General features: G+C 71.0%; 21 protein-coding genes and 3 pseudogenes. 11 read left to right on the top strand and 13 right to left on the bottom strand.

The window, feature by feature from the left end; translation table 11 throughout:
- Positions 1–3 precede the first annotated feature (3 nt).
- The 4 genes and pseudogenes from CP978_RS02345 to CP978_RS02330 all read right to left on the bottom strand — a co-directional run.
- Positions 4–417 (bottom strand): hypothetical protein, encoded by a 414-nt coding sequence (locus CP978_RS02345; RefSeq protein WP_052453947.1) that lies wholly within the window; start codon positions 415–417, stop codon positions 4–6.
- Positions 418–594: 177 nt separating this feature from the next.
- Positions 595–2,976, bottom strand: a complete 2,382-nt coding sequence (locus CP978_RS02340; RefSeq protein WP_043437132.1) for a SpoIIE family protein phosphatase — start codon at positions 2,974–2,976, stop codon at positions 595–597.
- 363 nt (positions 2,977–3,339) lie between these two features.
- A complete protein-coding gene (locus CP978_RS02335) occupies positions 3,340–5,418 on the bottom strand; it encodes a SpoIIE family protein phosphatase (RefSeq protein ID WP_052453946.1) in 2,079 nt (692 codons plus the stop codon).
- A 129-nt stretch (positions 5,419–5,547) separates the two neighbouring features.
- Positions 5,548–5,733 (bottom strand): annotated as a pseudogene (locus CP978_RS02330) (aminoglycoside phosphotransferase family protein); the annotation flags it as partial.
- 6 nt (positions 5,734–5,739) lie between these two features.
- Between CP978_RS02330 and CP978_RS02325 the strand changes: the two are divergent.
- Positions 5,740–5,952, top strand: a pseudogene (locus CP978_RS02325) (aminoglycoside phosphotransferase family protein); the annotation flags it as partial.
- 15 nt (positions 5,953–5,967) lie between these two features.
- Here CP978_RS02325 and CP978_RS02320 read toward each other — a convergent pair.
- The 5 genes from CP978_RS02320 to CP978_RS02300 form a co-directional block, all read right to left on the bottom strand.
- Positions 5,968–6,546, bottom strand: coding sequence for a GNAT family N-acetyltransferase (locus CP978_RS02320; protein ID WP_043437128.1), 579 nt, complete (start codon positions 6,544–6,546; stop codon positions 5,968–5,970).
- Positions 6,547–7,020: 474 nt separating this feature from the next.
- Positions 7,021–7,569, bottom strand: coding sequence for a GNAT family N-acetyltransferase (locus CP978_RS02315; RefSeq protein ID WP_043447933.1), 549 nt, complete (start codon positions 7,567–7,569; stop codon positions 7,021–7,023).
- Between the two features lie 96 nt (positions 7,570–7,665).
- Positions 7,666–8,706, bottom strand: coding sequence for a DMT family transporter (locus CP978_RS02310; RefSeq protein ID WP_265104024.1), 1,041 nt, complete (start codon positions 8,704–8,706; stop codon positions 7,666–7,668).
- Positions 8,703–9,293 carry a TetR/AcrR family transcriptional regulator gene (locus CP978_RS02305; protein WP_043437123.1) on the bottom strand — a complete coding sequence of 197 codons (591 nt, stop codon included), beginning with the start codon at positions 9,291–9,293 and terminating at the stop codon, positions 8,703–8,705. The genes CP978_RS02310 and CP978_RS02305 overlap by 4 nt, the downstream gene beginning before the upstream one ends.
- Positions 9,294–9,512: 219 nt before the next feature.
- Positions 9,513–10,355: a GntR family transcriptional regulator gene (locus CP978_RS02300; RefSeq protein ID WP_043447931.1), complete on the bottom strand. Its 843-nt coding sequence runs from the start codon at positions 10,353–10,355 to the stop codon at positions 9,513–9,515.
- Positions 10,356–10,652: 297 nt separating this feature from the next.
- On the opposite strand from CP978_RS02300, the gene CP978_RS02295 reads away from it, so the two are divergent.
- From CP978_RS02295 to CP978_RS02275, 5 genes are all read left to right on the top strand, one after another.
- Positions 10,653–11,915 carry an extracellular solute-binding protein gene (locus CP978_RS02295; protein WP_043437121.1) on the top strand — a complete coding sequence of 421 codons (1,263 nt, stop codon included), beginning with the start codon at positions 10,653–10,655 and terminating at the stop codon, positions 11,913–11,915.
- Between the two features lie 61 nt (positions 11,916–11,976).
- Positions 11,977–12,960 (top strand): carbohydrate ABC transporter permease, encoded by a 984-nt coding sequence (locus CP978_RS02290; RefSeq protein ID WP_150478128.1) that lies wholly within the window; start codon positions 11,977–11,979, stop codon positions 12,958–12,960.
- Positions 12,957–13,829 (top strand): carbohydrate ABC transporter permease, encoded by an 873-nt coding sequence (locus tag CP978_RS02285; RefSeq protein ID WP_052453943.1) that lies wholly within the window; start codon positions 12,957–12,959, stop codon positions 13,827–13,829. The genes CP978_RS02290 and CP978_RS02285 overlap by 4 nt, the downstream gene beginning before the upstream one ends.
- A gap of 102 nt (positions 13,830–13,931) precedes the next feature.
- The gene (locus tag CP978_RS02280; RefSeq protein ID WP_043437119.1) at positions 13,932–15,536 is read left to right on the top strand and encodes a beta-N-acetylhexosaminidase; all 1,605 of its coding nucleotides are present in this window, start codon (positions 13,932–13,934) and stop codon (positions 15,534–15,536) included.
- Positions 15,533–17,017: a cellulose binding domain-containing protein gene (locus CP978_RS02275; RefSeq protein WP_052453942.1), complete on the top strand. Its 1,485-nt coding sequence runs from the start codon at positions 15,533–15,535 to the stop codon at positions 17,015–17,017. Before CP978_RS02280 ends, CP978_RS02275 begins: the two co-directional genes overlap by 4 nt.
- A gap of 121 nt (positions 17,018–17,138) precedes the next feature.
- Here the strand turns inward: CP978_RS02275 and CP978_RS02270 are convergent, their stop codons facing one another.
- Both CP978_RS02270 and CP978_RS02265 read right to left on the bottom strand, forming a co-directional pair.
- Positions 17,139–17,807, bottom strand: a complete 669-nt coding sequence (locus tag CP978_RS02270; protein ID WP_043437114.1) for a nucleotidyl transferase AbiEii/AbiGii toxin family protein — start codon at positions 17,805–17,807, stop codon at positions 17,139–17,141.
- Positions 17,808–17,812: 5 nt separating this feature from the next.
- Positions 17,813–18,202, bottom strand: a complete 390-nt coding sequence (locus CP978_RS02265; protein WP_043437112.1) for a hypothetical protein — start codon at positions 18,200–18,202, stop codon at positions 17,813–17,815.
- 113 nt (positions 18,203–18,315) lie between these two features.
- On the opposite strand from CP978_RS02265, the gene CP978_RS02260 reads away from it, so the two are divergent.
- Positions 18,316–18,621, top strand: coding sequence for a hypothetical protein (locus CP978_RS02260; RefSeq protein ID WP_207312933.1), 306 nt, complete (start codon positions 18,316–18,318; stop codon positions 18,619–18,621).
- A gap of 51 nt (positions 18,622–18,672) precedes the next feature.
- Here CP978_RS02260 and CP978_RS02255 read toward each other — a convergent pair whose 3' ends face one another.
- A complete protein-coding gene (locus CP978_RS02255; protein ID WP_043447927.1) occupies positions 18,673–19,422 on the bottom strand; it encodes a class I SAM-dependent methyltransferase in 750 nt (249 codons plus the stop codon).
- A gap of 99 nt (positions 19,423–19,521) precedes the next feature.
- Entirely contained in the window at positions 19,522–20,010 is a 489-nt protein-coding gene (locus CP978_RS02250; protein ID WP_043437108.1) for a MarR family winged helix-turn-helix transcriptional regulator, read from the bottom strand.
- Between the two features lie 58 nt (positions 20,011–20,068).
- On the opposite strand from CP978_RS02250, the gene CP978_RS02245 reads away from it, so the two are divergent.
- The 4 genes and pseudogenes from CP978_RS02245 to CP978_RS02230 all read left to right on the top strand — a co-directional run bounded on the left by CP978_RS02245 (position 20,069) and on the right by CP978_RS02230 (position 25,100).
- Complete coding sequence (locus tag CP978_RS02245; RefSeq protein ID WP_227745296.1) at positions 20,069–20,941, top strand: alpha/beta fold hydrolase; 873 nt, start codon at positions 20,069–20,071, stop codon at positions 20,939–20,941.
- Positions 20,942–21,115: 174 nt separating this feature from the next.
- Positions 21,116–21,298 (top strand): annotated as a pseudogene (locus tag CP978_RS36330) (hypothetical protein); the annotation flags it as partial.
- A gap of 195 nt (positions 21,299–21,493) precedes the next feature.
- Complete coding sequence (locus CP978_RS02235) at positions 21,494–23,605, top strand: DUF8189 domain-containing protein (RefSeq protein ID WP_043437106.1); 2,112 nt, start codon at positions 21,494–21,496, stop codon at positions 23,603–23,605.
- A gap of 202 nt (positions 23,606–23,807) precedes the next feature.
- Positions 23,808–25,100: an ABC transporter substrate-binding protein gene (locus CP978_RS02230; RefSeq protein ID WP_043437104.1), complete on the top strand. Its 1,293-nt coding sequence runs from the start codon at positions 23,808–23,810 to the stop codon at positions 25,098–25,100.

Here is a 25,100-nt window from a genome sequence, read left to right as displayed (position 1 = left end):
TTCTTACTCGCGGTTGAGCTCGTGGTACGCGCGAAAGTCGAAGAAGCGTAGGCCGTTGTCGAGTGCTCCAGACCTGATCTCTTGCAAGGTCCAGGGGTGGCCGGAACAGTCGTCGGTCGCCACGCCTCCGTGCTCTAGCAACAGCTCGACCAGTTGGTGAACCTCTGTGGTGCCGTCGATCCGTCCGGAGATGTCAATCTGCACTGCCCAGGCGGGGCGATGCCCGACGGCCGCTTCGAGGGCCGTCACGTCGTCGGGATCCCAGTCGGAGAAGAGGCGGCCGGTCTGCTCATCGTCGACCTCGAGGTAGAGGTCGCCCTCCAGAGTCCAGGGATCGCGCTGCCCGGGCAGATGCCGATCGAGCGACGCGACGGCCTCGGCACGCTCACCCGCAGGGAACACGAACACACTGCGCATGGAGTGGATCGTAGGCGTGCAACTCCTCAGCGACCACGGACATTGACTGGGCATTGGTCACGAGATCAACGGTCGGTCCACGATCGTTGAGTGCACCTCGTCTGAAGGCGTTGTCCTCATCGGCGTCATGCCAAATGAGTTGGAGCACGTACTCACCGCCCTGAAGCGGGGCTGGAGTCAGCGGGCGGGCAGCTGCTGCTCTGCCCAGATGGCCTTGCCGTGGCTGGTGTAGCGACTTCCCCAGCGCTGTGCGAGTTGTGCGACGAGGAACAGCCCGCGGCCTCCTTCGTCGGTCAGCAGGGCCCTGCGCAGCCGCGGCTGAGTCTGGCTCGGGTCGGAGATCTCGCAGATCAGCGTCTTGTCCCTGATCAGCCGCAGGCCCACCGGGCCGCCCGCGTAGCGGATGGAGTTGGTCACCAGCTCGCTGACGACCAGCTCGGTGGTGAACGCGAGTTCGTCCAGCTGCCAGGCGGCCAGCTGGATGGTGACCGCGTCCCTCGCTCGGCTCACCGCCTCCGGGTCGGCCGGGAACTCCCAGGCGGCGGTGGACCCCAGGGGCAGGCCGTACAGCCGGGCGACCAGCAGGGCCACCTCGTGCTCGGCTGCCTGGGGCAGCAGTTGCCGCAGCACAGCGTGCCCGGTCTGCGCCGGTGACCGGTCCTCACGCGCGGCGGCCTGCACCTGGTCGCGGAGCTGCCGCATTCGCTCCTCGGTGCCGTCCTCGCGATGGGCCAGCAGCTTGTCGGTGTAGAAGGCCAGCAGCATCCCCGGCTCCATCACCTGTTCCACCGACTCGAACGGCGGGCCGCCCACCCCCAGCGGCGGTCCCGGCTTGACCTGCGCGAAGCAGGCCGGCTGTCCGGGGACGGACAGCACCGGCGGCGGGTGACCGGCGCTGGCGATCGTGCACAGTCCGGTGATCGGGTCGTGCACCGCGTAGACGCAGGTGGCGCCGAGGACGCTGCCGAGCCTGCGCCCCGCGGGCGGGACCGACGCCGCCCGCCCTGCCTGCGACAGCCGGGTGACCAGGTCGTCGAGGTGGGTCAGCAGTTCGTCAGGAGGCAGGTCCATGTCGGACAGGGTCTGTATGGCGGTGCGCAACTGCCCCATGGCCGCCGCCGCCTCCACGCCGTGCCCCGGCACGTCGCCCACCACGAACGCCACCCGGCACGAGGACAGTGGGATCACGTCGAACCAGGTCCCGCCGATCCCCGTCGCGGTGTTGGCCGGCACATAGGTCCCGGCCGCGTCCGCCGCGCTGACCTGGACGTCTGCTTGCGGCAGCAGGCTCCGCTGCAGGATCTCGGCAGTACGGCGCTCGCGGGTGTAACGCCTGGCGTTGTCCAGACTGAACGCGGCCCGGGCGCCGATCTGGGCCCCCAGCGTCGCATCGTCCCGGCCGAAACGCGCCCGGGTGCCACACCGCCACAGCACCGCCGCGCCCAGCAGCCGCCCGCGAGCCTGCAGTGGCATGATCAGCAGCGATGTCGCCGCGTCCGGCAGCACCTGGCGACATCCCTCGGCGTCGTCGGCCAGCGCGGCCCGCAGCTCGGACAGATCCGGCACGGCCACCGCGTGGCGATGGTAGACCGGCTCGCGCCCCGGACCCCGGACCCGCAGCAAGGCCCCGGCCGGCAGCAGCTCGGCCGGCCAGGAACCGGCCACTGCGGCCCGCCGCAGCGGCTCCCCGAGGGTGAAGTCACCGGGTTCCTCACCCAGCAGCGCCGCCTCCGCCAGGTCGATCGCCGCCAGATCCCCGTACTCGGGTACCAGCACCCTGGCCAGCCCCTCGGCGGTGGCGACGATGTCCAGCGGACCCAGCAGCAGCTTCTCGGCCCCGTCGACCAGAGCCTGCCGGCGTTGCGCCTGGTGGCGTTCGGTGACGTCACGGAAGAGGACCGCGACGCCGGTGCAGCGGCCGTCGCGGTCCTCCAGCCGCAGCGCCGACAGGGAGATGATGCGCTCCTGCTCGGGAGCCGTGCGGTAGCGGGCCCGGAGCACCTGGTCGGTCACCGGCACCCCGGTCTGCGCGACCCACCGCAACTGCTTCTCGACGGCCCCGGCGTCCTGCGGGACCAGCACCTCGTCCAGGGCGGCCCCCGGCGGTCCGGCGCCGGCGTCGGCGGGCCGACCGACGGCACCCGGAGGGTGGTTGCTTCGCACGATCCGCAGATCCGGGTCGTGCAGCACCAGCCCGATCGCGGTCTGCCCGGACAGTGCGCGCACCAGCTCCTGGTCCTGCTCCCGCTCCGTGGCCACCGCCTCCGGCACCGCCCACACCAGACACTGAGCCCCCAGACCGCCGCCCAGCGGCAGCACCTTCAGGCGCACTTTCACCGCCGGGCCGCCACTGCGGCGAAGCATCGCCCGGCCGTCGCGCGAGAGCATCCCGCGGCCCGACCCGGCGGCGAGAAAGTCGGTGAGCGGCCTGCCGATCAGATCCTTGCCCTGCGCGCCGAGCAGCTCACCGACGCCCGGCGTGCACGCCAGCACCGTCCCGTAGCTGTCCAGCATCAGCGCCGCGCCGTCGTCCGGTGGCCGCCCGGCCACATCGGGCACAGGCTTCGTACTCGTACGCCTCACCCCCTGCACAGGTGGTGGTCTCCTTTCATTGAACCCGCCCGCGCCTGTCACCGGCATCCCGAGAACGGAGCGCCGTGACCATGGCCCGGAAGCGTCATCAGCACCGCGTGTCCATGCGCAGGAGCGTGGAGTGTCATGCGTACCGGGGACGGCCCTGAGGACTGCCGCCGGCGCGGTCACGTCAGTGGCCTCACCGCGGACATGGCCCGCCGTCCGGCGTTCACTTCACAGGTTGCCGATGGAGGGGAGCTGCACCTCCGTCCACGCCGATCACACGATCACGTCATGGTCAGGAGCGAACCGGAGTCGGGTCGACCGGCGACAGCTCGGTACGCGAGTTCACTCGCTCCCGGGCTTCGGGGGGCAGATCCGGGCGAGCAACAGGGCCACGTCGTCGTCGGGCGCGGGGGCGAGCCCGTCCATCACGGCCTGGCTGAGGCCGTCCAGCGGCAGCCCGGCGTTGGCGCTCAGCACGTCCAGGAGCTGGGTCAGACGCTGGTCGATGTCCGCGCAGCGGGCCTCGACGAGGCCGTCGGTGTAGAGAACGAGCATGCTGCCCGGGGGCAGCGTCAGCTCGGTCGGGACGAAGTCGATGCCGCCGACTCCCAGCGGCGCCCCGGCCGGCAGTTCCAGCAGTTCGGCGGTGCCGTCGTCCCGGACGACGGCCGGTGGCAGATGACCTGCCCGAGTGATCGAGCAGGAGCCGGCCGCCGGGTCGCAGACCGCGTAGGTGCAGGTGGCCAGGGCCGCGTCGGGAAGGTCCGCCAGACCGGTGTCGAGCTGCCGCAGCAACTGTCCAGGGGGCAGGGCAAGACGGGCGAGCGCCTGCATCGCGCTGCGCAGCTGACCCATCGTGGCCGCGGCTGCGATCCCGTGTCCCATGACGTCTCCGACAGCCAGGGCGGCCCGGCCTTCGGGCATCGCCACGACGTCGTACCAGTCGCCGCCGACTTCGTTGACGTCGCTCGCGGGCCGGTAGCAGTGGGCGACCTCGATCCCGGGCGGGGGAGTCAGCTGTTGCGGCAGCAGGCTGCGCTGCAGCGTCACCGCCGTCTCGTGTTCGCGGGCGTACAGGTGGGCGTTGTCGAGGTGGACTGCCGCGCGGGACGCTATGTCGCGGGCGAGCGTCACGTCATCGGACGAGAAACGCCTGGCCGGGAACTCCCGGAAGAGCGTGGTCACCCCCAGTACCCTGCCGCGGGCGAGCAGCGGCACCATCAACAGGGAGTACACCCCCAGCTCGCGAAGCTGCCGGACCGCGGAGGTGTGGCAGGAGGGGGCGGTGATGGTGTGCTCGTCCACCTCGGCGACCACGAAGGGTTCCCGACGCGCTACGGCCTGCGCGTACGGTGCATCCGCCGGATAGTGCAGGATCGCGCCCAGCGGGGCGAGGGCCCGGGCCGCAGGCGAGCCCCGGGCCGGGGCCTTGCCGAGCCGCTGCACCACGATGCCGCCGGTCAGGTCCCTGTCGGATTCCGCGGTGGCGTCGTCGACGACACCCGCTATCAGGTCCACGGTGGCGATGTCGGCGAGCCCGCGCAGCACCACGTCGGCCAGCTCCTGTGCGGTCTGTCGCATGTCCAGGGTGGTGCCGACGCGGGTGCTGGCCTCGTTGAGCAGGTCGAGTCGCCGGCGGCTCGCTGCGGCCGCCTGCTCGGCCCGGAGCCGTGCGGTGATGTCGACAACCGAGGCGCCGACGCCGAAGGGGTGCCCCCAAGCGTCCTCCAGACGGAAGTAGGAGCAGGACCACATCCGGTCCTCGTACGGGGTCGCCGGGGTGCGGCCCGTCGCGCGGAAGTCGACCACGGGCTCGCCGGTGTCCAGCACCCGCTCCATCACGGACTCCACCTCGGCGCCGTTCACCTCGGGCAGCACCTCGGACAGCCGCCGACCGAGGTGCCTGACCTCGGGCACGCCGTTGATCGTCTCCAGGGCGGTGTTGACATGCAGATAGCGCAGTTCGCTGTCGAAGGCGGACAGTCCGATCGGCGAGTGGCGGAACAACCCGTCCAGGACGGCGTGGGGCACCCGCGTCCTCAACACCGCGGAGACGTCCACAAGGAACGCGAGTACGTCGCCGCTGTCCGGGACCCGGTAGGTCCACACCGCGAGCTCCACCAGATGCCCGTCCCGGTGCCGCGCCGTACACCGCCCCGTCGTGGCACCGCCGACGGCGACCCGCTCCAGCAGCGACGCGGCCCCGGAGCCGCCTTCCGCTCGGACGAGCAGCTCACCCCGGCTGCCCAGCACCTCCGACGCCGGGTAGCCGAGCAGGGCCTCGGCCGCCGCATCCCAGCGGACGATGCGGCCCAAGGCGTCCAGCTGCATTCCGGCTACCGGCAGTTCGTCCGGCTGCGAACCACTCGGGCACACCTGCGCCGGGGCGGCCGCCTCGTCGAATTTCTCGGGATGGCGCATGGGGGCTCCTCCCGGACAGCTCTCCATCCACTATGCAACTTTTCGCGCAATGGCCGCGATGTGATGGATGCCCCTGGCGGACGAGGGCGAGGTCATCCGGGTGTCGGCGCGGACCAGGGGAGATCCGGTGCCGTGCCTGGGCGGCGCGGGGACGGCCAGGTGCCGACCGAGCCGCTCGGCTACCGCCACCACCTCGTCGCCGTCCCCGACCTCCGCCAGAGTCGACGGCTGAACCCGCTCCAGCAGCATCGCGAACCGCTCGTCATCGCGCCCATGCAGCAGCACAGCATCGCACCCGCCCCACGCAACGAACGCCCGCCCGCGCAGCGGCTGCCGAGGCTGGCTGTCGATCCCAAGGGGTGTGTGGGAGATCCCGCCTACGATGGCGGCACGCTGCTGAAGTCCCGCGCGCTGACGCTCCTTGGAGCGGATGACCTGCGCAAGGCTGTCCACCGCGTCCTGGACGTCTTCTCCGAGGCTGCGGAACTCGATCGTCACAGCATGGATCCCGCCCGGTGGCGGAATGCGTCGGGTGCCGAGCGACGGAACTCAGTGGGTGGAAACCGGCTCGGACGACGGCTGCCACTCCCGCCTGAGCAGCCCGTAGACCCACGAGTCGGAGACGTCGCCGTTGACGACGCAGTCCTCCCGCAACGTCCCCTCACGCACGAAGCCGAGCTTCTCCAGCACGCGGGCAGAAGCCACATTGCGCGTATCGGCCTCGGCTTGGACGCGATTCAGGTCCAGCGTGTCGAACGCCCACCCCAGCAGAGCGCGCGCGGCCTCGGTCGCGTAGCCCTGGCCCCACGCTGCATCGTCGTAGCAGTAGCCGAGTGACGCACTGCGGAAGTCCGGATTCCAACTGTTCAGGGTGCACCAGCCGATGAATGCCCCGTCGGAGATACGATCCACGGCCAACCGTGCCCCGGTGCCCTCCTGTTCCATCCGCCGGCAAGCGGTGATGAACACCTCGGCGCGCGAGCGTTCGGTCCATGGTGGCGAGTCCCAGTAGCGCAGGATGTGGGCGCTGCTCTGCAGTGCGAAGAGGCCGTTCGCATCCGCGTCTTCGAAGGCACGCAGTCGAAGACGAGCGGTGCGCAACGAGGGGGTGGGCAGCGACGCCCTCATGTTCCCTCCCTGGTCGGTGGCCGACCAATCAGACATCCGATGCGGGTCACTCGCAACGGGTTTTCCCGGCGGGCCGGCAGACGTGTCCGCTCATCGGCGCGACCGAGCGCCCCCAGGGGGTGGCAGCTGAGGTGGTGTGCCGCTTGAGCTTCAGACGGACGTTGTTGATGTTGCTGGGAGCGACTCCGGCACCCCGGCCGGGTCACGGCGTGCGATGACCTGGGTGGCTTGTGTCTGGATCAGCATGACGGGGCTCCCGTTGCCTTCATGCCGTTCAGGCTAGGAAGCCGGGGGAGTGGTGTGCACCGGCCGAAAGTACGGAGAATCCTTGGGCGACTTCAGCCGTACGCGCCTGAGGGGTTGGGGGTGATCCCGGCTGCGGCCAGGGCCTCACGTAAGTCGCGTGAGCGGTAGCAGGGCCGTTCATCTCGGCGCAGCCATTGACTTGACAACGAGACCCGTCCGCGGAGCCGATCAGCCGGACGGCGTGAGTGAAGACCACATCCCGAACCACTGCTCGGCGCCCCACGCCTCGAACCGTTCCAGCTCGGTGAACCCCAGCTTGGCCGCGAGGCGCATCGAGCGGGCGTTCGCGGTCTGGGTGTAGAGCACCACCGGCTCACCGGGCAGCGCGCCGGCAAACCAGTCCAGTGCCGCTGTGCACGCCTCGGTTGCGTAGCCGTGTCCCCACGTCTCGGGCAGGAACAGGTAGCCGAGTTCGGTTTCCCCGGCCTCCGGCAGGCGGTTACTCGGGCGCTCGGGGGTGTGCGGTTTGAGCTGGACCGTGCCGATCATTGCTCCGTCGAGCTCGACCACGAACCAGCCACGGCGCTGCCCAGGCACCTCGGGCACCGTGCGTTCAAGCTCGGCGCGCGGTCGAGGGCCGCCAAGATAGGTGTTCACCTCTGGCGAAGCGTTCAGCTCGATGACCGCCGCGCGGTCCCGGGCCTCGGACTCGCGGAGTACGAGCCGCTCGGTCTTGATCGGAGCAGGTGGCCAGGCGAGGGCTCGGTGGTCGGTCATGCCGGCCAACCTAACGAGCAGGCTCAGAAGCGATCAAGACTCCCCGACCGATCAACCCACCGACCCGGGCCTCGCCCGCACCGACGGCGCCGGGCCCTACAGGCCATGTCTGAGGTTCGCTGACGTCGGTTTTCGTTCACGAGGTGGGGACAGTGTCCGCCGCTCCGTGGAAGGGCTGTCGATATGGTCCGCGGAGTGCGGCTGTCGTCCGCGTGCGCGGCGGTTGGGTGCGGGGGTCGTGAGGGCGGCGAGGCAGGCGACGACGAGGGCGATGCCCAACCAGCCGACGGTGGGGAGGCGTTCCCCGACGACCAGGACGGCGAGGACGGCCGCGACGGCCGGTTCGAGCAGCGACAGGGTGGTGGCGGTGCTGGCAGGTACGTGGGCGAGGCCCCAGCCGAAGAGGAGGTAGCCGGCGAACATGGGGACGAGCGCCATGTAGAGGCCGACGGAGGTGTTGGCCCAGGAGGAGAGGAGCGGTGCGCCCGTGACGAGGAGGACGGGAGAAAGGAGCAGTCCGCCGAGTCCGAAGACTGCGCCCATCGCGGCCCGGGAGGCGATCTCGCGGGTGATGAGCCGGTGGGCGGCCCAGGAGTAGAGGGCGTACGTCGCTGCTGCGACCAGGCCGAGGCCGATGCCCAGCAGCGTGCCGGTCGTGGAGCTGTGGCTGGTGCCATCGGTAGCCTGGGCGGCTTCGGCGACGCAGAGCAGGGCCGTGCCGAGCAGGCCGAGGGCGGCAGCTAGCAGCCACCGGGGCGTGAGCCGGCGGCCGTCCACGACGCGCTCGATCAGGGCCGAGGCCAGCGGGGCGGTGCCGATGGATACAACCGTGCCGACGGCGACTCCGGCCAGGCGCATGGAGCTGTAGAAGGCCAGGGGGTAGACCGCCACCGAGACGGCACCGAGCAGCACCGTGCCGCGCCGGTCCCGCAACCGGGAGGCGTGATGGCGGATCTGAGGGGCGGCGATCAGGGCCTGGAGCAGTCCACCGAGGCCCATGGCGACGGCCCCGATCGCGAGCGGGCCGACGTCCGGGGCGAAGGTGGCGGCCGTACCGGTCGTGCCCCAGAGCACAGAGGCGGCCAGCACGCACAGGGCCCCCGTTCCCGTGGATTTGCCGCGAGTGGTGCCCGTCACAGTCGGTCCAGCAGGACCGCGGCCATCGAGCGGGCGTGCTGAAGGCGCTCGCCGTCGCCTTCCAGGCCGGCACGGGCCATCGCGCCCTCGAGCAGGAAGGAGAGATGCTCGGCCGTCGCGCGGGCCTTGTCGGGCCGGCCGGGCAGCAGTTGTTCCAGGTGGCCGACGATCAGGTGCTCCACCTGCTCCTTGTGCGCGCGAACCACGGCGCGGCCCTCGTCCCCGGCGGGAAGCTCGGCGGCGGCGTTGAGCAGCCCGCAGCCGCGGAAGCCGTGCTCGTACGCGAAGGCCGCATGATCGGCGTACGCGTCGAACACCGCCAGCACACCCTCGCGCGGGCCGTCGGCGGACTCCAGGCGCGCCCGGTACAGGCCGAGCCACTCCTCGTGCCGGGCGTCCAGGTAGGCCCGGACGAGGTCGGCCTTGGAGGAGAAGTTGTTGTACAGGCTCATCTTCGCCACGCCGGCCTCGGCCGTGATCGTGTCGATACCGGTCGCTGCCACACCGTCGGCGTAGAAGCGCCGGGCCGCCGCCGCCAGGAGCCGTTCCCTGGCAGGCCGCCGCCGTCCACTCTCCAGAGCGCTCACGTCAGTGCCACCGCCACACTCCAAACTAGGTAGGTCGGTCTACCTAGATTAGGTGACGTGCGGGCATCGTGGAAGCCGGAGCGCCGAGTTCCCGTGGAGAATCCACGCGCGCGGCGGGAGCCGTCGACGGCCGCGCCCCCGTCGGGCGGTCGGCGCCCGCGCAGGCCCGCATTACCCGCGCAGGCCCGCGCGCACGATGCGGCAGCGCGCGCGTCTGTCTCAGCGCTCGCCCTGCACGTCCCCGAGCGTGGACGCGGCGACCGTGTCGCCGTGGGCGAAGTCGCCCGGCGGAATGCCCGGGTGGTGCGCGTCGGGCGGCGGGGCCGGTGCCGAGTCGGCCCCGAGCGTGAGACGGGAGACGATCCGGTAGCGGTCGCCGCGGTAGAGCGAGTGGACGTATTCCACCGGACGTCCGTGCGTATCGGTGGTCAGACGCTCGAAGAGCAGCGCGGGGGAGAGCTCCGGCACATCGAGCACCTCCGCCTCGGCGCGGGTCACCACCGTGGGCTCGATCGCCTGGGTCGCCTCGCTCACATGGACTCCGTGGTGGCTGCGCAGATGCTCGTACAGGTCGCCGTTCTCCAGTTCCCGGGCGGTGAGACCGGGGACCAGGGCAGCCGGGATGTGCAGATGCTCGATCGCCATCGGGGAGCCGTCCACCAGGCGCAGCCGGGCCACATAGACGATCTCCGCGGCGGGGGAGAGGCGCAGCCTGCGGCCCACCCGGGCTCCCGCCGGCACCGTCGTGAACTCCAGCAGCCGGCTCGACCAGGCGCCCGCGGCCTGCGGCACGCTCAGCGAGTGGTGGCCCGGCACCAGTTCCTGGGTGATCTTGTCCGGGGCGACGAACACACCGCGCCCGTGCTCCCGGACGAGGACACCGGCGGTGACCAGTTCGTCCACTGCGGCCCGCAGGGTGGGCCGGGACACCTCGAGTTGCGCGCACAGGGTCCGCTCCGAGGGGATCGCGTCCCCCGGTCGGCGTTCCTCGACCATCTCCAGTACGGCGTCGCGGACCCGCTCCCGCTTGAGCACACCGCCGGACGGTTCTCTGTCGCCCATCGCGTCGTCCCCCTTCCGGCCGCCCATGCGGCGCTCGCAGATGACCAGTTGCCGTTATGCCGCTCCCAACATCGCACTGGTCAAGACGATTTTACGTCCACTGGTCAAGTGATGGACGGGGCTGCGGCCCGCTCATCGCCGGAAACTCCTTTGTTTGCAGGGGACTTGACGGCCCGACCGGGCCATGCCAACTTTTCATCACCAAGAGGTGACCTGTCCAGTTGTCAACTGGTTATGAGCCCGCCAGGCTGGTTGGTTCCCTGCTCCATGCCCTCCACGAGTCCTCCGAGGTGAACCGTGAAGTTCCGCTTGCTGGCCGGTGCGTCCGTCCTCACCGCTGCCCTCGCCCTCAGCGGCTGCTCCGGCGGCTCCGACGACGCGTCCGGCGACGGCAAGTCCGAGCTGACCGTCTGGCTGATGCGCGACAGCGTCTCCGCCGCCTTCCAGAAGGAGTTCACCACCGCGTTCGCCGCGGCCCATCCCGACATCGCCCTGAAGATCCAGATCCAGGAGTGGGACGGCATCGGCCAGAAGGTCACCGCCGCTCTGGCCAGCAACGACGCACCCGATGTCATCGAGGTCGGCAACACCCAGGTCGCCCAGTACGCCCAGAGCGGTGGGCTGGCCGACCTCACCGAGAAGAAGACCGACCTGGACGGCGGCACCTGGCTCAAGGGACTGGCCGAGCCCGGCTCCTGGGAGGGCAGGCAGTACGGCATCCCGTACTACGCGGCCAACCGCGTGGTGGTGTACCGCAAGGACCTCTTCCAGCAGGCCGGCATCGACCCGGCCGCGATCAGGACCCGGGACCAGTGGATCGCCGCGACGCGGAAGCTGGACAAGGGCGACCAGCAGGGCATCTACCTCACCGGTCAGACCTGGTACGCCCTGGCCGGGTTCATCTGGGACGAGGGCGGCGACCTGGCGGTGCGGGACGGCGACAAGTGGAAGGGTGCCCTCGACACCCCGCAGGCACTGGCCGGGATGGAGTTCTACAAGAAGCTCCAGGCGCTCGGCAAGGGTCCCAAGGATGCCGACGAGGCCAACCCGCCGCAGGCCGAGGTCATGGCCAAGGGCAAGGTCGCCCAGATCGTCGCCGTCCCCGGCAACGCCAAGGTCGTCGTCGAGCAGAACCCCGCGCTCAAGGGCAAGCTCGGCTTCTTCCCGATCCCGGGCAAGACTGCCGACAAGCCCGGCGCGGTCTTCACCGGCGGCTCCGACCTCGTCGTCCCGGTCGCCTCCCGGCACCAGGACGCCGCCTACACCTTCGTGAAGGAACTGACCGGCGACACCTGGCAGAAGAAGCTCGCCCTCGCCATGAGCTATGTGCCGAACAAGACCTCCCTCGCCTCCGCCGTGGCCTCCGACCCCGGCGCCGCCGCCATGGCCGTGGGCGCCGCCGAGGGCCACGCCACGCCCAACACGCCTGGCTGGGCCGCCGTCGAGGCCGAGAACCCCGTCAAGGACTACATGACCGCCACCCTCACCGGCCACGACATGAAGCGGGAGGCGACGAAGGCGTCCGAGGAGATGACCCGGGCGATGAACAGCGCCTCCTGACCCCGCCCGCCGCCCGCCGCCCGGCCCTCGGCGCCGCCCGGCCCGTACGAGAGGAGGAGCCGTGTCAGCCGTTCGAGAACGTGCCGTTCCCCGGTCCGCCCGGCCCCACCGGCCCCGGGCGGACGGCCGACCGCCGGCCGCCCGCCGCGCCGCCCGCGAGCGCGGCGGCCCCTGGCCCTACCTGCTGGTGGCACCCGCCGTCCTCGGTATGCTCTATCTGCTGGTCTACCCGCTCGCCCGGGCCGTGCTGATCTCCTTCCAGGACTTCCGCCTGCGCCAGCTCATCATGGGCGACGCCGAGTTCGTCGGCTTCGCCAACTACCGGACACTGCTGACCGATCCGCGCTTCTGGACGGTGGTGCGCCGCACGTTCCTCTTCATGGCCGTCAACGTCGTCCTCATCATGGTGATCGGCCTGCTCGTCGCGCTGATGACCCAGCGGCTCGGCCGCCTGTGGCGCGTGGCCGTACTCAGCTCGCTCGTCCTGGCCTGGGCGATGCCCGTGGTCGCGGCCACCACTGTCTTCCAGTGGCTCTTCCACTCCGAGTTCGGCGTCGTCAACTGGGCACTGACCTCCCTGGGTTTCGGCTCCTTCGAGCGGTACCCGTGGTTCGCCCACGGCACGGCGGCCTTCGCCATCCTCGTCCTGCTCGTGGTGTGGCAGTCGGTGCCGTTCGCCGCCATCACCCTGTACTCGGCGCTCACCACCGTCCCCGCCGAACTGCACGAGTCCGCCCGCATCGACGGCGCCGGCGCCTTCCGCGTCCTCAGGTCGGTCACCCTCCCGATGATCCGGCCGATCGTGATGCTCGTCCTGTGCCTGGAGGTGATCTGGACCTTCAAGGCGTTCGTGCAGATCTGGGTGATGACCCGGGGCGGACCCGGCGACGCCACCACCATCCTGCCCGTCTACGCGGTACAGACCGCCCTGTCCAGCCAGCGCTACGACCTCGGCTCGGCGGCCTCGATGGTCACCGTCATCCTCATGTCGGGCGTCCTGGCCCTGTACCTCCGCCAGATGTTCCGCCAGGAGGACGAGCTGTGAGTGCCGTCGGCCGCCCCGGTGCGGCGCCCCGCCGCGAAGCCACCCGCCGGCTGCGCCGCCTGCCGCTCCACGCGGGCGCCGCGCTCACCGTGGCGATCTGTCTGTTCCCCGTCTACTGGATGGTCACCACCGCCTTCAAACCGTCCCGCGACATCCAGTCCACCGACCCGCAGTTCCTCCCGCGCACCTGGACACTGGAGCACTTCCGCACCGCCGTCCAGGCCGACGGCTTCGCCCAGTTCTGGCGCAACAGCCTCCTGGTCACCGCCGGCGCGGTCCTGCTCTCTCTGGTCGTCGCCCTGGCCGCGGCGTTCGCCGTCGCCCGTATGCGCTGGCGCGGACGCCGGCAGTTCGTCCTGGCCGTCTTCATCGCCCAGATGGCGCCGTGGGAATCGCTGATCATCCCGATCTACATCATCGCCCGCGACACCGGCATGCTCGACCGGCTCCTCACCCTCACCCTGGTCTACTTCATGATCACGCTGCCGTTCACCGTCATCGTGCTGCGCGGCTTCATGACCACCATCCCGCCGGAACTGGAGGAGGCCGCCCAGGTCGACGGCTGCAACCGGTTCCAGGCGTTCCGGCGCATCGCCTTCCCCCTGCTCGCCCCAGGACTGATGGCCACCTCCCTCTTCGGATTCATCACCGCCTGGAACGAGTTCGCCTACGCCAACTTCCTCATCATCAAGAACCAGGACCAGCGCACCCTGCCCGTCTGGCTCTCCTCCTTCCAGGACACCTTCGGCACCGACTGGGGCGCCACCATGGCCGCCTCCACCCTCTTCGCCCTGCCCGCCCTCGTCATCTTCCTGGCCCTCCAGCGCCACGTCACCTCCGGCCTCGCCTCCGGCGCCGTCAAGGGCTGAGCGCCCCGCGCCACCCCGTCGGCCACGCCCTCCCGCCGGCCGGGGACCCGCCCGTGCACCGCACCCGCCCGCGCCCCCTCCCTCCCGGAAGGCCGCTCACCCGTGCCCTCATCCCGTCGTGAACAGGCTCTCCTGCCCCGGCCCACCCGGATCGCCCCGCGCTCCGGCCACTTCGCCCTCGACGCCCGTACCACCGTGCGCGCCCCCGGCGAGGCCGAGGGCGCCGCCGACCTGCTGCGCACCCTGCTGACCCCCACCACCGGCCTGCCCCTGGCCCCCTCGCCGTCCGGCGCCATCACCCTCTCCGTCGACCCGACCCTCGCCGGCCTCGGAGCGGAGGGGTACGGACTGACCGTCTCCCCGCACTGCGTGCTGCTGCGCGCCGCCACCCCCGCGGGACTGCTGCACGGCGTGCAGACCCTGCGCCAGCTCCTGCCGGCCGAGGTGCTCGATCCGGCCGCCGTCCGCCGGGAGTACTGGGAACTGCCCTGCGTGGAGATCACCGACGTACCCCGCCACTCCTGGCGCGGCCTCATGATCGATGTGGCCCGCCACTTCCACGACGCCGCCACCCTGCGCCGCCACGTCGACCTGCTCGCCCTGCACAAGCTCAACGTCCTCCATCTGCACCTCACCGACGACCAGGGCTGGCGGATGCCCGTCGCCTCCCACCCCCGCCTCACCACCGTCGGCGCCCACCGCGCCGAGACGGTCAACGGGCCCGATGTCTCCACCGGCTTCGACGGCCGCCCCCACGGCGGCGCGTACACCCGCGCCGAACTCACCGGCCTCGTCGCCTACGCGGCCCGGCGCGGAGTCTGCGTGGTCCCGGAGATAGAGATGCCCGGCCATGTCCGCGCCGCCCTCGCCGCCTACCCGCACCTCGGCAACCACCCCGACCGCACCCTCGACGTGTGGACCCGCTGGGGGGTGTGCGACAGCGTCCTCGGCGTCCACGACGAAGTGCTCGACTTCTGCCGGGCCGTACTCGCCGAGGTGATGGAGGTCTTCCCCTCGCCCTATATCCACCTCGGCGGGGACGAGTGCCCCACCACCGAATGGGAGCACAGCCCCGCCGCCCGTGCCCGCGCCGCCGCGGAAGGGCTGCCCGGCCCCGCCGCACTCCACGGCTGGCTGCTGGGCCAGGCCGGCGCCTTCCTCAGCCGGCACGGCCGGCGCCCCGTCGCCTGGGCCGAGGAGGGAACGTCCCTGCCGCCCGGCTTCACGGCGATGAGCTGGCGCGACCCCGCCCACGCCAACGACGCCCTGCGCCGCGGCCACGACGTCGTCCTCACCCACCACCGCACCACCTACCTCGACTACGCCCAGGACGACGCCCCCGACGGACCGCCCGCCCAGCCGGGCCCCGTCGTCGACCTGCGTGCCGTCCACCGCGGCGACCCCGCACCGGAGCCGCCCGCCATGAACGGCGGCCGGATCCTCGGCACCCAGGCGCAGATCTGGACGGAGTTCGCCCCCACCGCCGCCGACCTGGACCGGCTCGCCTACCCACGGCTGTGCGCCCTGGCCGACCGCGCCTGGACCGGACCCACCGACTGGCCGGACTTCACCACCCGGCTCACCGCGCACCTCGCCCGGCTGGCCGCCCTCGGCGTCCGCCACCACCCCCTCACCACGCCGCGCACGACGGCGGCGCCCGCCGGTACAGCGCCCTCCGCACGACCCCCCGCACGACCCTCCGTATGACATCCACCCGATCGCACCCGGAGAGGATCCCCGTGACCAGCAACGAGAACCGGCCGACCGGACCACGCCGCGCCCGGCTGCGCACCGCCGCGGCCGCCGTCGCCACCCTCCTCGGCGCCACCGCCCTGGCCACCCTGCCCGGCACCGCCGGCGCCGCCGGCGAACTGACGGTGCAGTACCGCACCAGCGCCACCGGAGCCACCGCCGACCAGAGCGAACCCTGGCTGAAGGTGAAGAACACCGGCCCCGCCGCCCTGCCGCTCAGCGAGATCAGACTGCGCTACTACTTCAAGTCCGACTCGGCCGCCGCCTCCTACACCTACGCCTGTTCCTGGGCGGTGAAGGGCTGCGCCAACATCACCGGCACCTTCGGCACCCTCGCCAACCCCACCGACACCGCCGACCGCTACCTGGAGATCGGCTTCACCTCCGGCGCAGGATCCCTCGCCCCCGGCACCGACACCGGAGACATGCAGCTGCGCTTCTACCAGTCCAGCTGGCAGCCCCTGCGGCAGAGCGACGACTACTCCTTCAGCGCCACCCAGACCTCCTACGGCGACTGGACCAAGGTCACCGCCACCCGCTCCGGCTCCCTGGTCTGGGGCGACGCCCCCGCAGGCAACACGCCCACCGACCCGCCGACCACCGAGCCGCCCACCGACCCGCCGGGCGGCTCGGGCACCCTGTGGGACGACTTCAGCTACGGCTCCTACACCGACCCCGCGATCTCCGCCCACGGCTGGTCGGTCCGCTCCAACTCCGGCGGACCCGGAGTCCCCGGCGCCACCTGGGATCCGGCCGACGTCACCTTCCCGAGCAGCGGCGGCACCACCGTCATGAACCTGAAGACCTCCACCAACGGCACCGCCTCCGGCACCAAGCAGACCGAGGTGCTCACCAAGGCCACCAAGTTCAAGAACGGCACCTACGCGGCCCGCGTCAAGTTCGCCGACGCCCCCACCTCCGGCCCCGACGGCGACCACCTGGTCCAGACGTTCTTCACCATCAACGACCTCAAGGCGCCGATGGCCGACGACTACTCCGAGTACGACTTCGAGTATCTGCCCAACGGCGGCTGGGGCGAGCCGTCCAGCATCCTGTACACCACCTCCTGGGAGACCTACAACCCCGACCCGTGGGTGGCGGTCAACCAGCACACCGAGGGCCGGCAGAGCTACGACGGCTGGCACGATCTGATGCTGACCATCGACAACCGCGCCATCACGTACTACGTCGACGGGCAGCTGTTCGGCACGCACGACGCCGCATACCTGCCCGAGCGCCCGATGTCGATCAACTTCAACCAGTGGCTGATCGACCTGGACGGCCAGACGTCCACCACCCCGCGGGCCTACCAGGAGCAGGTCGACTACGTCCTGCACGCCAAGGACCAGGTACTCACCCCCGCACAGGTCAGCGCCAAGGTCGCCGCCTACCGGTCGGCCGGCACCGCTTTCGAGGACACGGTCCCCGCGAGCTGAACCCGCCCCGTCGGGCCGGCCGCACCACCCGGACACGGCCGGCCCGCGCATCGCCACCGCCCCGACCCCGCACCGGTACTTCGGCGTGTGTGTGGGGGACTGGCTTGAACAGGCATTCCTGTCAGTAGGCGTCCGGTTCGTCGGATTCATCGAGTAGCCGGGCTGCGAGATCGTCGGACCATTCCAGGGCCCATGCTCGGAGAGCGGAGATCGCGGCGTCGTCGAGACCGTAGGCGGCGAAGGCTTCGTCGTCGGTCCACTCGGCTCCGGCGAGGTTCGCCTGCAGATCTTCGAGCTCGAAGCGGCCGCGGGCGTGCCTGCGGCCGAATTCTTCGAGATCGGTGGTGTTCCAGCGGCGGGACGCCGCGAACACATCGATGAGGTCGCGCGGCGCTCCACGGTCGGCAAGCGCACGTACCTTGGTCCCGATCACATCTTCCTCCGCCAGGACGGGCCCGTATCGGCTCTGGGCGACCGGCCGCCAGAAGACCTCCTTGAGGATGTCGACCTCGCACTCCTGCCCGGTGGCCGGGTCGGACACTGTGAAGCGGGCGGACAAGGGGGCGGTCTCCAGCGCCTGCACGTTCCAGCCGCGGGCCTCCAGGCCGGCGCGGACCACGGCAGCGATGTCGGTCATGGGTGCCGGGTTCTCGGTGGCGACATCGAGGTCCTGGCTCGGGCGGTTCACGAGGCGGTGCGCCCGTACGGCGTACCCGCCGGTGAGAACCAGGGGATACGGGGAGCCGAGCGCGATCACATCCGCCAGGAGCCGCGTGTGCAGCTCCGGCATGTCCGTCACGCGGCTGCCCGGGTGCGGGAGGCGAGCTGGGGGAAGGCGTCCTCCCACACGGCGCGCACGGTGCGGCCGACGAGGGTGCGCAGTACCGGCCACAGCTGGAGGAGCAGGTCCTGGTTGAGGTAGCGGGGCAGGTCGTCGCGCAGGCCCTCGTGCAGGACGGTGCGGTACAGGCCCATGCGCTGGCGAGGATTGCCCAGGTCGTACGAGGTCATCCCCGACCAGGCCATGTGCAGGGGCAGCTCGACGACCCCCTGGGTGGGGCCGTGCAGCTCGTCCAGCGACTCCGGCAGACGCAGTCGGAACTTCTGCCGGTACAGCGCGAGGTCCTCGGCGACCGGGCCCGCGAGGTCCGGCGTGGGTGCGGCGTGCTGAGTGCTGGAGGACATGAGTCCATTATGGCCGCCGGAGAAGCGGTGAGGGCCACGATGCGCGAGTCCGGCGGGGCGATGTGCCGGCGCCGGGCAGGGGCGTCGGGTTCGGCCTGTCGATCATCCCGGCAATGACCGCCGCCTACCGTGCGCTGCCACCGAACAAGATCCCCGACGCCACCCCGCAACTCAACGCCCTCCAACGCGTTGACGGAGCGATCGGCACCGCCGTGCTCACCGTCGTCCTCGACGATCAACTCCGCCACCGTCCCACGCCCGCCGGGGAGGTCGGCCGATTCGGGATCACGTTCCTCCGGGCGCTCGCGATCACGATCGCCGCCGCCATCCCGGCCATCCTGCTCGCCCACACCGAACGCCGCGTCCTCCGCCGCGCCCACGCGTCCAAGCCCGGGGAGGCCGCCGACACCAGCCACTGACCCCCCAGCTCATGTGGGTGGTAGTGATCACGTGGAACGATCGTCACATGGTCACGCGCCGCCTGCGGTAGCGCGCCGTGCCACGAACACGAACTCCCTGCCCGGCCGGTCGGGTGCGTCGCGTACGTCCTCGACGACGAAGCCGTGCTCGTGCAAGTCCCGCTCGATCTCTGTACGTTCGCGGAAGCGCAGTGTCGATTCCGAGATCAGTACGTCCCCGTCCGCAGCGAACACGTGCGTACCGCGGAAGCTCACCAGCGGCAGGCTGACGTCCGTCAGCTCGGCCCAGGTCTCGACGTGGCCGACGCCCGGGATGTCCGTCATGCGGTACGTGGTCTCGCGTGTCCACTCCGCCCATTCCTCCCACACGCGCCGCGCCGGATCGCGTGTCTCGAAGACAAGCCGCCCGCCGGGCCGCAGTGCCTGGTACGCGCCGCGCAGCGTCGTGCGCCACGCCTGCGGATCGGCGATCGCCTGGGCGACGTTCCCGGTCATCGTCACCAGGTCGATCTGCAGGGGCGGCAGGTCCCCCGCGTCGCCGTCGAGCCAGCGCACCCGCTCCGCGCCCGGCTTGCCGCGCGCGACGTCGACGGACGCCCGCGCGGGATCGATCCCGGTGACCGTGATCCCGCGCTCGGCGAGCAGCAGCGCGAACACGCCCGTACCGCACCCGATGTCCAGCACGGACCGTGCCCCGAACTCCTCCGCCATCGCGAGGTACGCGTCGAGGTCGCTGCGGTCCGGGTCGAGTGGGTCGTAGAGGGCGGCGAGGCGCGGATGCCCGAAAGCTGCGTCAACCATGGAGGCGAACATATGTGGCCTCAAGCCCGCGCGGCCACTGCTTTTCGGGTCACGGCGCCAGGCGGGCGCGGCGAAGTGCGCCACTGAAAAGGACGCTTGCTAGTGGGGCGGCTCAGTGTTCGAGACATCGACGTCGTCGAAGAGCGCCAGCATCCGACCCAGCACCCGGAGGCAGGCGGCGACATCCGTGTCGGTGAGGTCGCCGGCCGCCCGGCGCAGCAGGGCGTGCTCGCGGGCGGCTATGGCCGTGATCGCCGCGTGGCCGTCGTCAGTCAGCCGGATCAGCGAGGAACGCTGATGCGCGGGGTTCGGGATGCTCTCGACGAGCTTCCTCGCGGCGGCGTCATTGACCATCCGCTGCACGAACTGGCGGCTCAGCGACTGGGCTCGGCCCATCTGGGGGACGGTCATGGGCCCGTGCTCGCGCAGCAGGTCCAGCACGGCGCGTACGCCGACGGAGAGCCCCTGGGTGGCGTCCAGCTCGATCTTTCGCTGGACGCGACGGTAGAGCGGTCCGACGAGGGCGAAGACCTCCATCAGCCGTTCCGGGAGCTCTTCGGGAGAGAGGGCGCGGTCGGTCTCGGTCACTGAACCATGATGACACCCCGGTTGCCATACTGGCGACAGATGTGACACCTTGGTTGTCATGAGTGAGATGTCGATATCCCCGTCGGCCACCGCCTCCACGTCCATGTTCGACACCTACGCGTCAGAGGACGGCCCCCTCGCCTATCGGGACGTCGGCCCTCGCGACGGCCGGCCGGTGGTGCTGCTGCACAGCGGCTTCGCGGACCACACACAGTTCGAGAACCTGATCCCCGGCCTGGCGGCCGCGGGCTTCCGGGTCATCGCCCCCGACGCCCGCGGCCATGGCTTCTCCGCGAACGCGAGCAGACCCTTCCGGCAGGCCGACGACCTTGCCGCGCTGCTGCGGCACCTCGGTCGCGGCACTCCGGCAACCCTGGTCGGCGTCTCCATGGGCGGGCTCATCGCCATCGACACCGCGATCGAGCACCCCGGACTTGTCCGAGCTCTTGTCGTCAGCGGCCGCGGCGTCGGCGAACCCGACATCAGCGACCCGTGGTGTGCCGCACACCAGGAGGCCCAGGCCAACGCCCTTGCCGCGGGCGACATCCCCGGCTGGCTGGCGAGCGTCACCCAGTGGGTACCGGGCCCCTCCCGCACGCTCCACGACGTCGACCCCGAAATCGTGCGTCACGTACGGGAGATGGCGATGCGCACTCTTATGAAGCACACTCCGGACGAGCCGAACCACTGCCTTCCGGTCGAAGACGTGGCTTCCCGCGCCAGAGACATCACCGTCCCGGTCCTGGCCGTCAACGGCGCCCTGGACGCACGCGGTTGCCTCAGCACCGTCACTGCCCTGATGGAGACCGTCCCTGACGGTCGCAGCACGCGGCTGGACGGTGCCGCCCACTACACGACTATGGAGCAGCCGGAGGAATTCACCCGGATCCTCCTGGACTTCCTGCGGGAGGTATACGCCTCGGAGTGCTAGCTGTCGCTGGCCATGACGTTGGTGGCGCTGTTGCGGAGGCGTGAGGCCGGAGGAGGGTCGCCGACGGCGGTCCGAGGCCGGTGGCTGGCGCGCCTGGGCATCGATCACCGCCGGTTCCTCGACCCCGACGGCTCTGCCCATCGGCACCCGACGAAACGGATCGTGCCCCGCTGTCCGGGTCACGTGGTCCACCTGGACGCCAAGAAGGTCGGGCGCGCCCCCGACGGCGGCGGACGGCGGGCTCACGGACGCAACTCCGAACAGCTCGGAGTCGGGCCGGGTGAGGGCGATCTCCACGCCTCGCTTGCCCGCCTTCCGGCAGTTGGCGAGGTCGACGGGGGAGAGGGAGTTCGAGGGAGTGCTGTCGCAGAGTGACGTGCCGTTGCCGCATCACCGCGTGATCCCGTTTTTAAGTTAATTAGCAATTAATATTGACAGGTCTGAGGGGTCTGGGCACAGTTTCCGCCGTGGCACCAGCGCCCGGCCGACCGGAGCGAGGTGCCCCCTACCCCCAACTCCCGGGAGAACTCAGTGGCTTCGCATCGTGCAGGGATGGCGCGAGTGCGGCGGACCGCGGTGGCGCTCGGCGCCGTGGTACTGGTCGGGTCGATGGTCCCGGCGGCACACGCCGCGGACGACCAGGGCGCGCCGCAGTACTACGACAGCGGCCTCGCCCCCACGCCGTACATGGGATGGAACACCTACTACGGGCTCGGCGCCCCGACGGAGGACCAGGTCAAGAAGGTCGCCGACCACCTCGTCAGCAGCGGGCTGCGCGACAGCGGTTACGACATCGTCTGGCTGGACGGCGGCTGGCAGGCGGACCAGCCGCGCGACCCGAGGACGGGCCAGCTGGTCGCCCACCCCACACGCTTCCCGTCCGGCATCCCCGCCCTGGTGACGTACCTTCACCGGCGCGGCCTCAAGGCCGGTATCTACACCGACGCGGGTGAGTACGACGGCGGCACCTGGTGCGGCCTGGGCAGCCGCGGCCACTACGAGCAGGACGCCCGCCAGTTCGCCGGGTGGAAGGTCGACGCCATCAAGGTGGACTTCCTGTGCGGCATCGGCGCCGGGCTCGACCCGGGCCCGGCCTTCAAGGAGTTCAGCGACGCCGTCGCCAGGTCGGGGCGGAAGATGCTGCTCAACCTGTGCAATCCGCTCACCGACGACTGGGGCATGCCGCACACCCCCGAGCAGGACGCACACAACACCTATGTCCACGGCCCGACCACCGCCGACTCCTGGCGCACCGGCACCGACATCGCCTGGGGCACCCCGACGGCGGGGGAGTGGCCGAACGTCCTGCGCAACATGGACGCCAACGCCTGGCACCCCGAGGCGCAGGGCCCCGGCCACTGGAACGACCCGGACTACCTCATCCCCATGCGCAAGCTCGCCGAGGGCGGCCATGAGCTGACGCAGGAGGAGTCCACCACGCAGTTCGTGATGTGGGCCGAGATGGCTTCGCCGCTGATGCTCGGCAGCGACCCGCGCACCCTTCCGCAGTCGATGATCGACACCCTGCGCAACCCCGAGATCATCGCCGTCGACCAGGACCCCCTGGGCATCCAGGGCGTCCGCGTGGCGACGGACTCCACCGGCGACGTCTACAGCAAGGTGCTCCAGGGCGCGGGCAGGCGGGCGGTCGTCCTCCTCAACCGCTCCGACCAGGCGCGGCAGCGCACGGTGACCTTCGCCGACGCCGGGCTGACCGGCGAGGTCGCGGTGCGCGACCTGAGGGCCCGCACCTCGCGCGGCACCTTCAGCGGCTCGTACTCGGTAAGCGTCCCGGCGCACGGCACCGCCCTCCTGGAGCTGACCGGCACCGACGACGCCCCGGGCGCCCGGCTGCCCGGCCGCTCGTCGGCAAGCCCCGCGCTGGTACGGGACGGTGACACCCTGACCGTCTTCACCCGCGGCACGGACGGGACCCTGCGCGCGGTGACCGCACACGGCGGTGACTGGTCCAGGGCCCGGACCACCGACCTGGGCGGCCCGACGCGGGGCCGTGTCCTCGGCCAGCCCGCCGCGTACGCCTCTGCCGGCGGCCGGATCGACGTCTTCGTCCGCGGCACCGACGACACCGCCTACCGGCGTGTGTACGCGAACGGGCGCTGGGGCCGCTGGCAGAGCCTCGGCGGCACGCTGACGGACGCGCCGACCGCGGCCTTCGCGGGGCCGGACGACTGGACGCTGTTCGCACGCGGCGCGGACGGCACGCTGCGGTCCCGCGGCCCGGCCACCGGCTGGAGCTCGCTGGGCGCGCCGCAGGACCGCCCGTTCCACGGGCGCCCTTCGGCGGTCGTGGACGACGCCGGGCGGCTGCATGTGGCCGTGCGCACCGCCGACGACGCGGTGTGGTGGCGGTTCCGCGACACCTCCGGCGGATGGTCGCGGTGGACGGCCCTGGGCGGCACGGTCAGCGGCAGCCCGACGCTGGTGGCCTCCGGCGGCACGGTGCATCTGTACGCCCGCGCCGGTGACTACACGCTCTGGACGCGCAGATGGACCGCGTCCGGCGACTGGGCCGGCTGGAGCAGGAACGGCGACTTCGCCAGCGGTGCCTTCGACGGCGCTCTCGGCGGCGTCGCGGCACCAGACGGCGGTGTACTCGTCGCCTTCCGCGGGGTGGACGGCCGCGTCCACCAGACCGGGTTCTGAGCCCGCGCGATCACCTCGTTCCACCCGGCATCGACGGGTGCGCCTCCGGGCCTGGCCGGGCCAGAGACTCACCTTCCGGAAATAAATTAGTAATTATTCTTGACGGTGTCCGGACCCTGCGGCAGGCTGTGCCTGCCGCAGCCCGGAGCCGGGCCGTCAGGGGGCCTCAGCTCCGTTCCATGGGCACTTAGGGAGCGCACAGATGACCGCCTTCAACGCCACCCGCCGCGGATTCCTCACCGGGGCGGGCGCAATCGGCGCCGGCGCGCTGCTCAGCGGCTGCGTCACCCAGACCCCGTCCGCCTCCGCAGGAAAGTCCGGCGGGCCGGTGACCCTCCAGTCCAACCTCTCCTCCCCGCAGGCGAAGACCGCGATGCAGGCGATCGTCGCCGCCTTCGACAAGCGCGGCGACGCCAGGGCGGAGCTCAACACCGTCGCCTCGGAGACGTTCCGCACCCAGCTGCCGACCTACCTCACCTCCGCCAACCCCCCGGACGTCTACACCTGGTACCCCGGCTCCGTCGCCGAGTCCTACGCCGAGAAGGACCTGTTGCTCGGCCTCGACGACATCTGGGAGAAGCCGGAGCTCTCCGGTTACTCCGACGCGCTGAAGACCCTGTGCACCTCGCCCTCCAGCAGCAAGAAGGTCTTCGTGCCCACCAGTTACTACTGGTGGGGCATGTTCTACCGGAAGTCCAACTTCGCGAAGTGGGACGTGCGGGAGCCCAGGACCTGGGACGAGTTCCTCGACCTGTGCGACAAGCTCAAGAGCAAGGGCGTCGCCCCGATCGGCCTCGGTGCCGGAGGCGACACCCCGTGGGTCGCCTCCGCCTGGTTCGACTACCTCGACATCCGCGTCAACGGCGCCACCTACCACCGCGAACTCCTCGCAGGCAAGCACCGTTTCGACGACCCCGAGATCCGCAAGGTCTTCGACAAGTGGGACGAGGTCCGGCCCTACTTCGACCCCGACGGCACGGCCATCCCCTTCCAGGACGCCACCACCGCCCTGCTCCAGGGCCGCACCGGCATGATGCTCATCGGCACCTTCTTCGCCGACGCCGCCCCCAAGAACGCCCTGGACGACCTGGACTTCTTCCAGTTCCCCATCATCGACCCGAAGGTGCCGGTCGCCGAAGAGGCCCCCACCGACGGCTACTTCGCCAGCGCCCGCACCAAGCGCGCCGACGACGCCAAGGAACTGCTGCGTTACCTGGCCACCGCCGAGGCACAGGAGCTCTACCTCAAGAGCTCCTCCGGCACCACGCTGCCCACGCACCCCGACGCCAAGGACGCCGGCACCCCACTGGTCCTCAAGGGCCGAAAGCTCATCGAGGGCGCCGCCGACCTCACCCAGTTCTTCAACCGCGACTCCAGCGACGCCCTCCAGCCGACCGCCGACACGGCGCTGGTGCACTACCTGGCCAAGCCCAAGGAGATCGGCTCGATCCTCACCACCTGGCAGCGCGGCGCGCAGAAGATCTGGAGCCGGTGA

The sequence above is a fragment of the Streptomyces nodosus genome, from assembly GCF_008704995.1.
Classification (GTDB): domain Bacteria; phylum Actinomycetota; class Actinomycetes; order Streptomycetales; family Streptomycetaceae; genus Streptomyces; species Streptomyces nodosus.
Note: the sequence above shows the minus strand (reverse complement) of the source record. Positions and strands in the feature narration are given on the sequence as shown.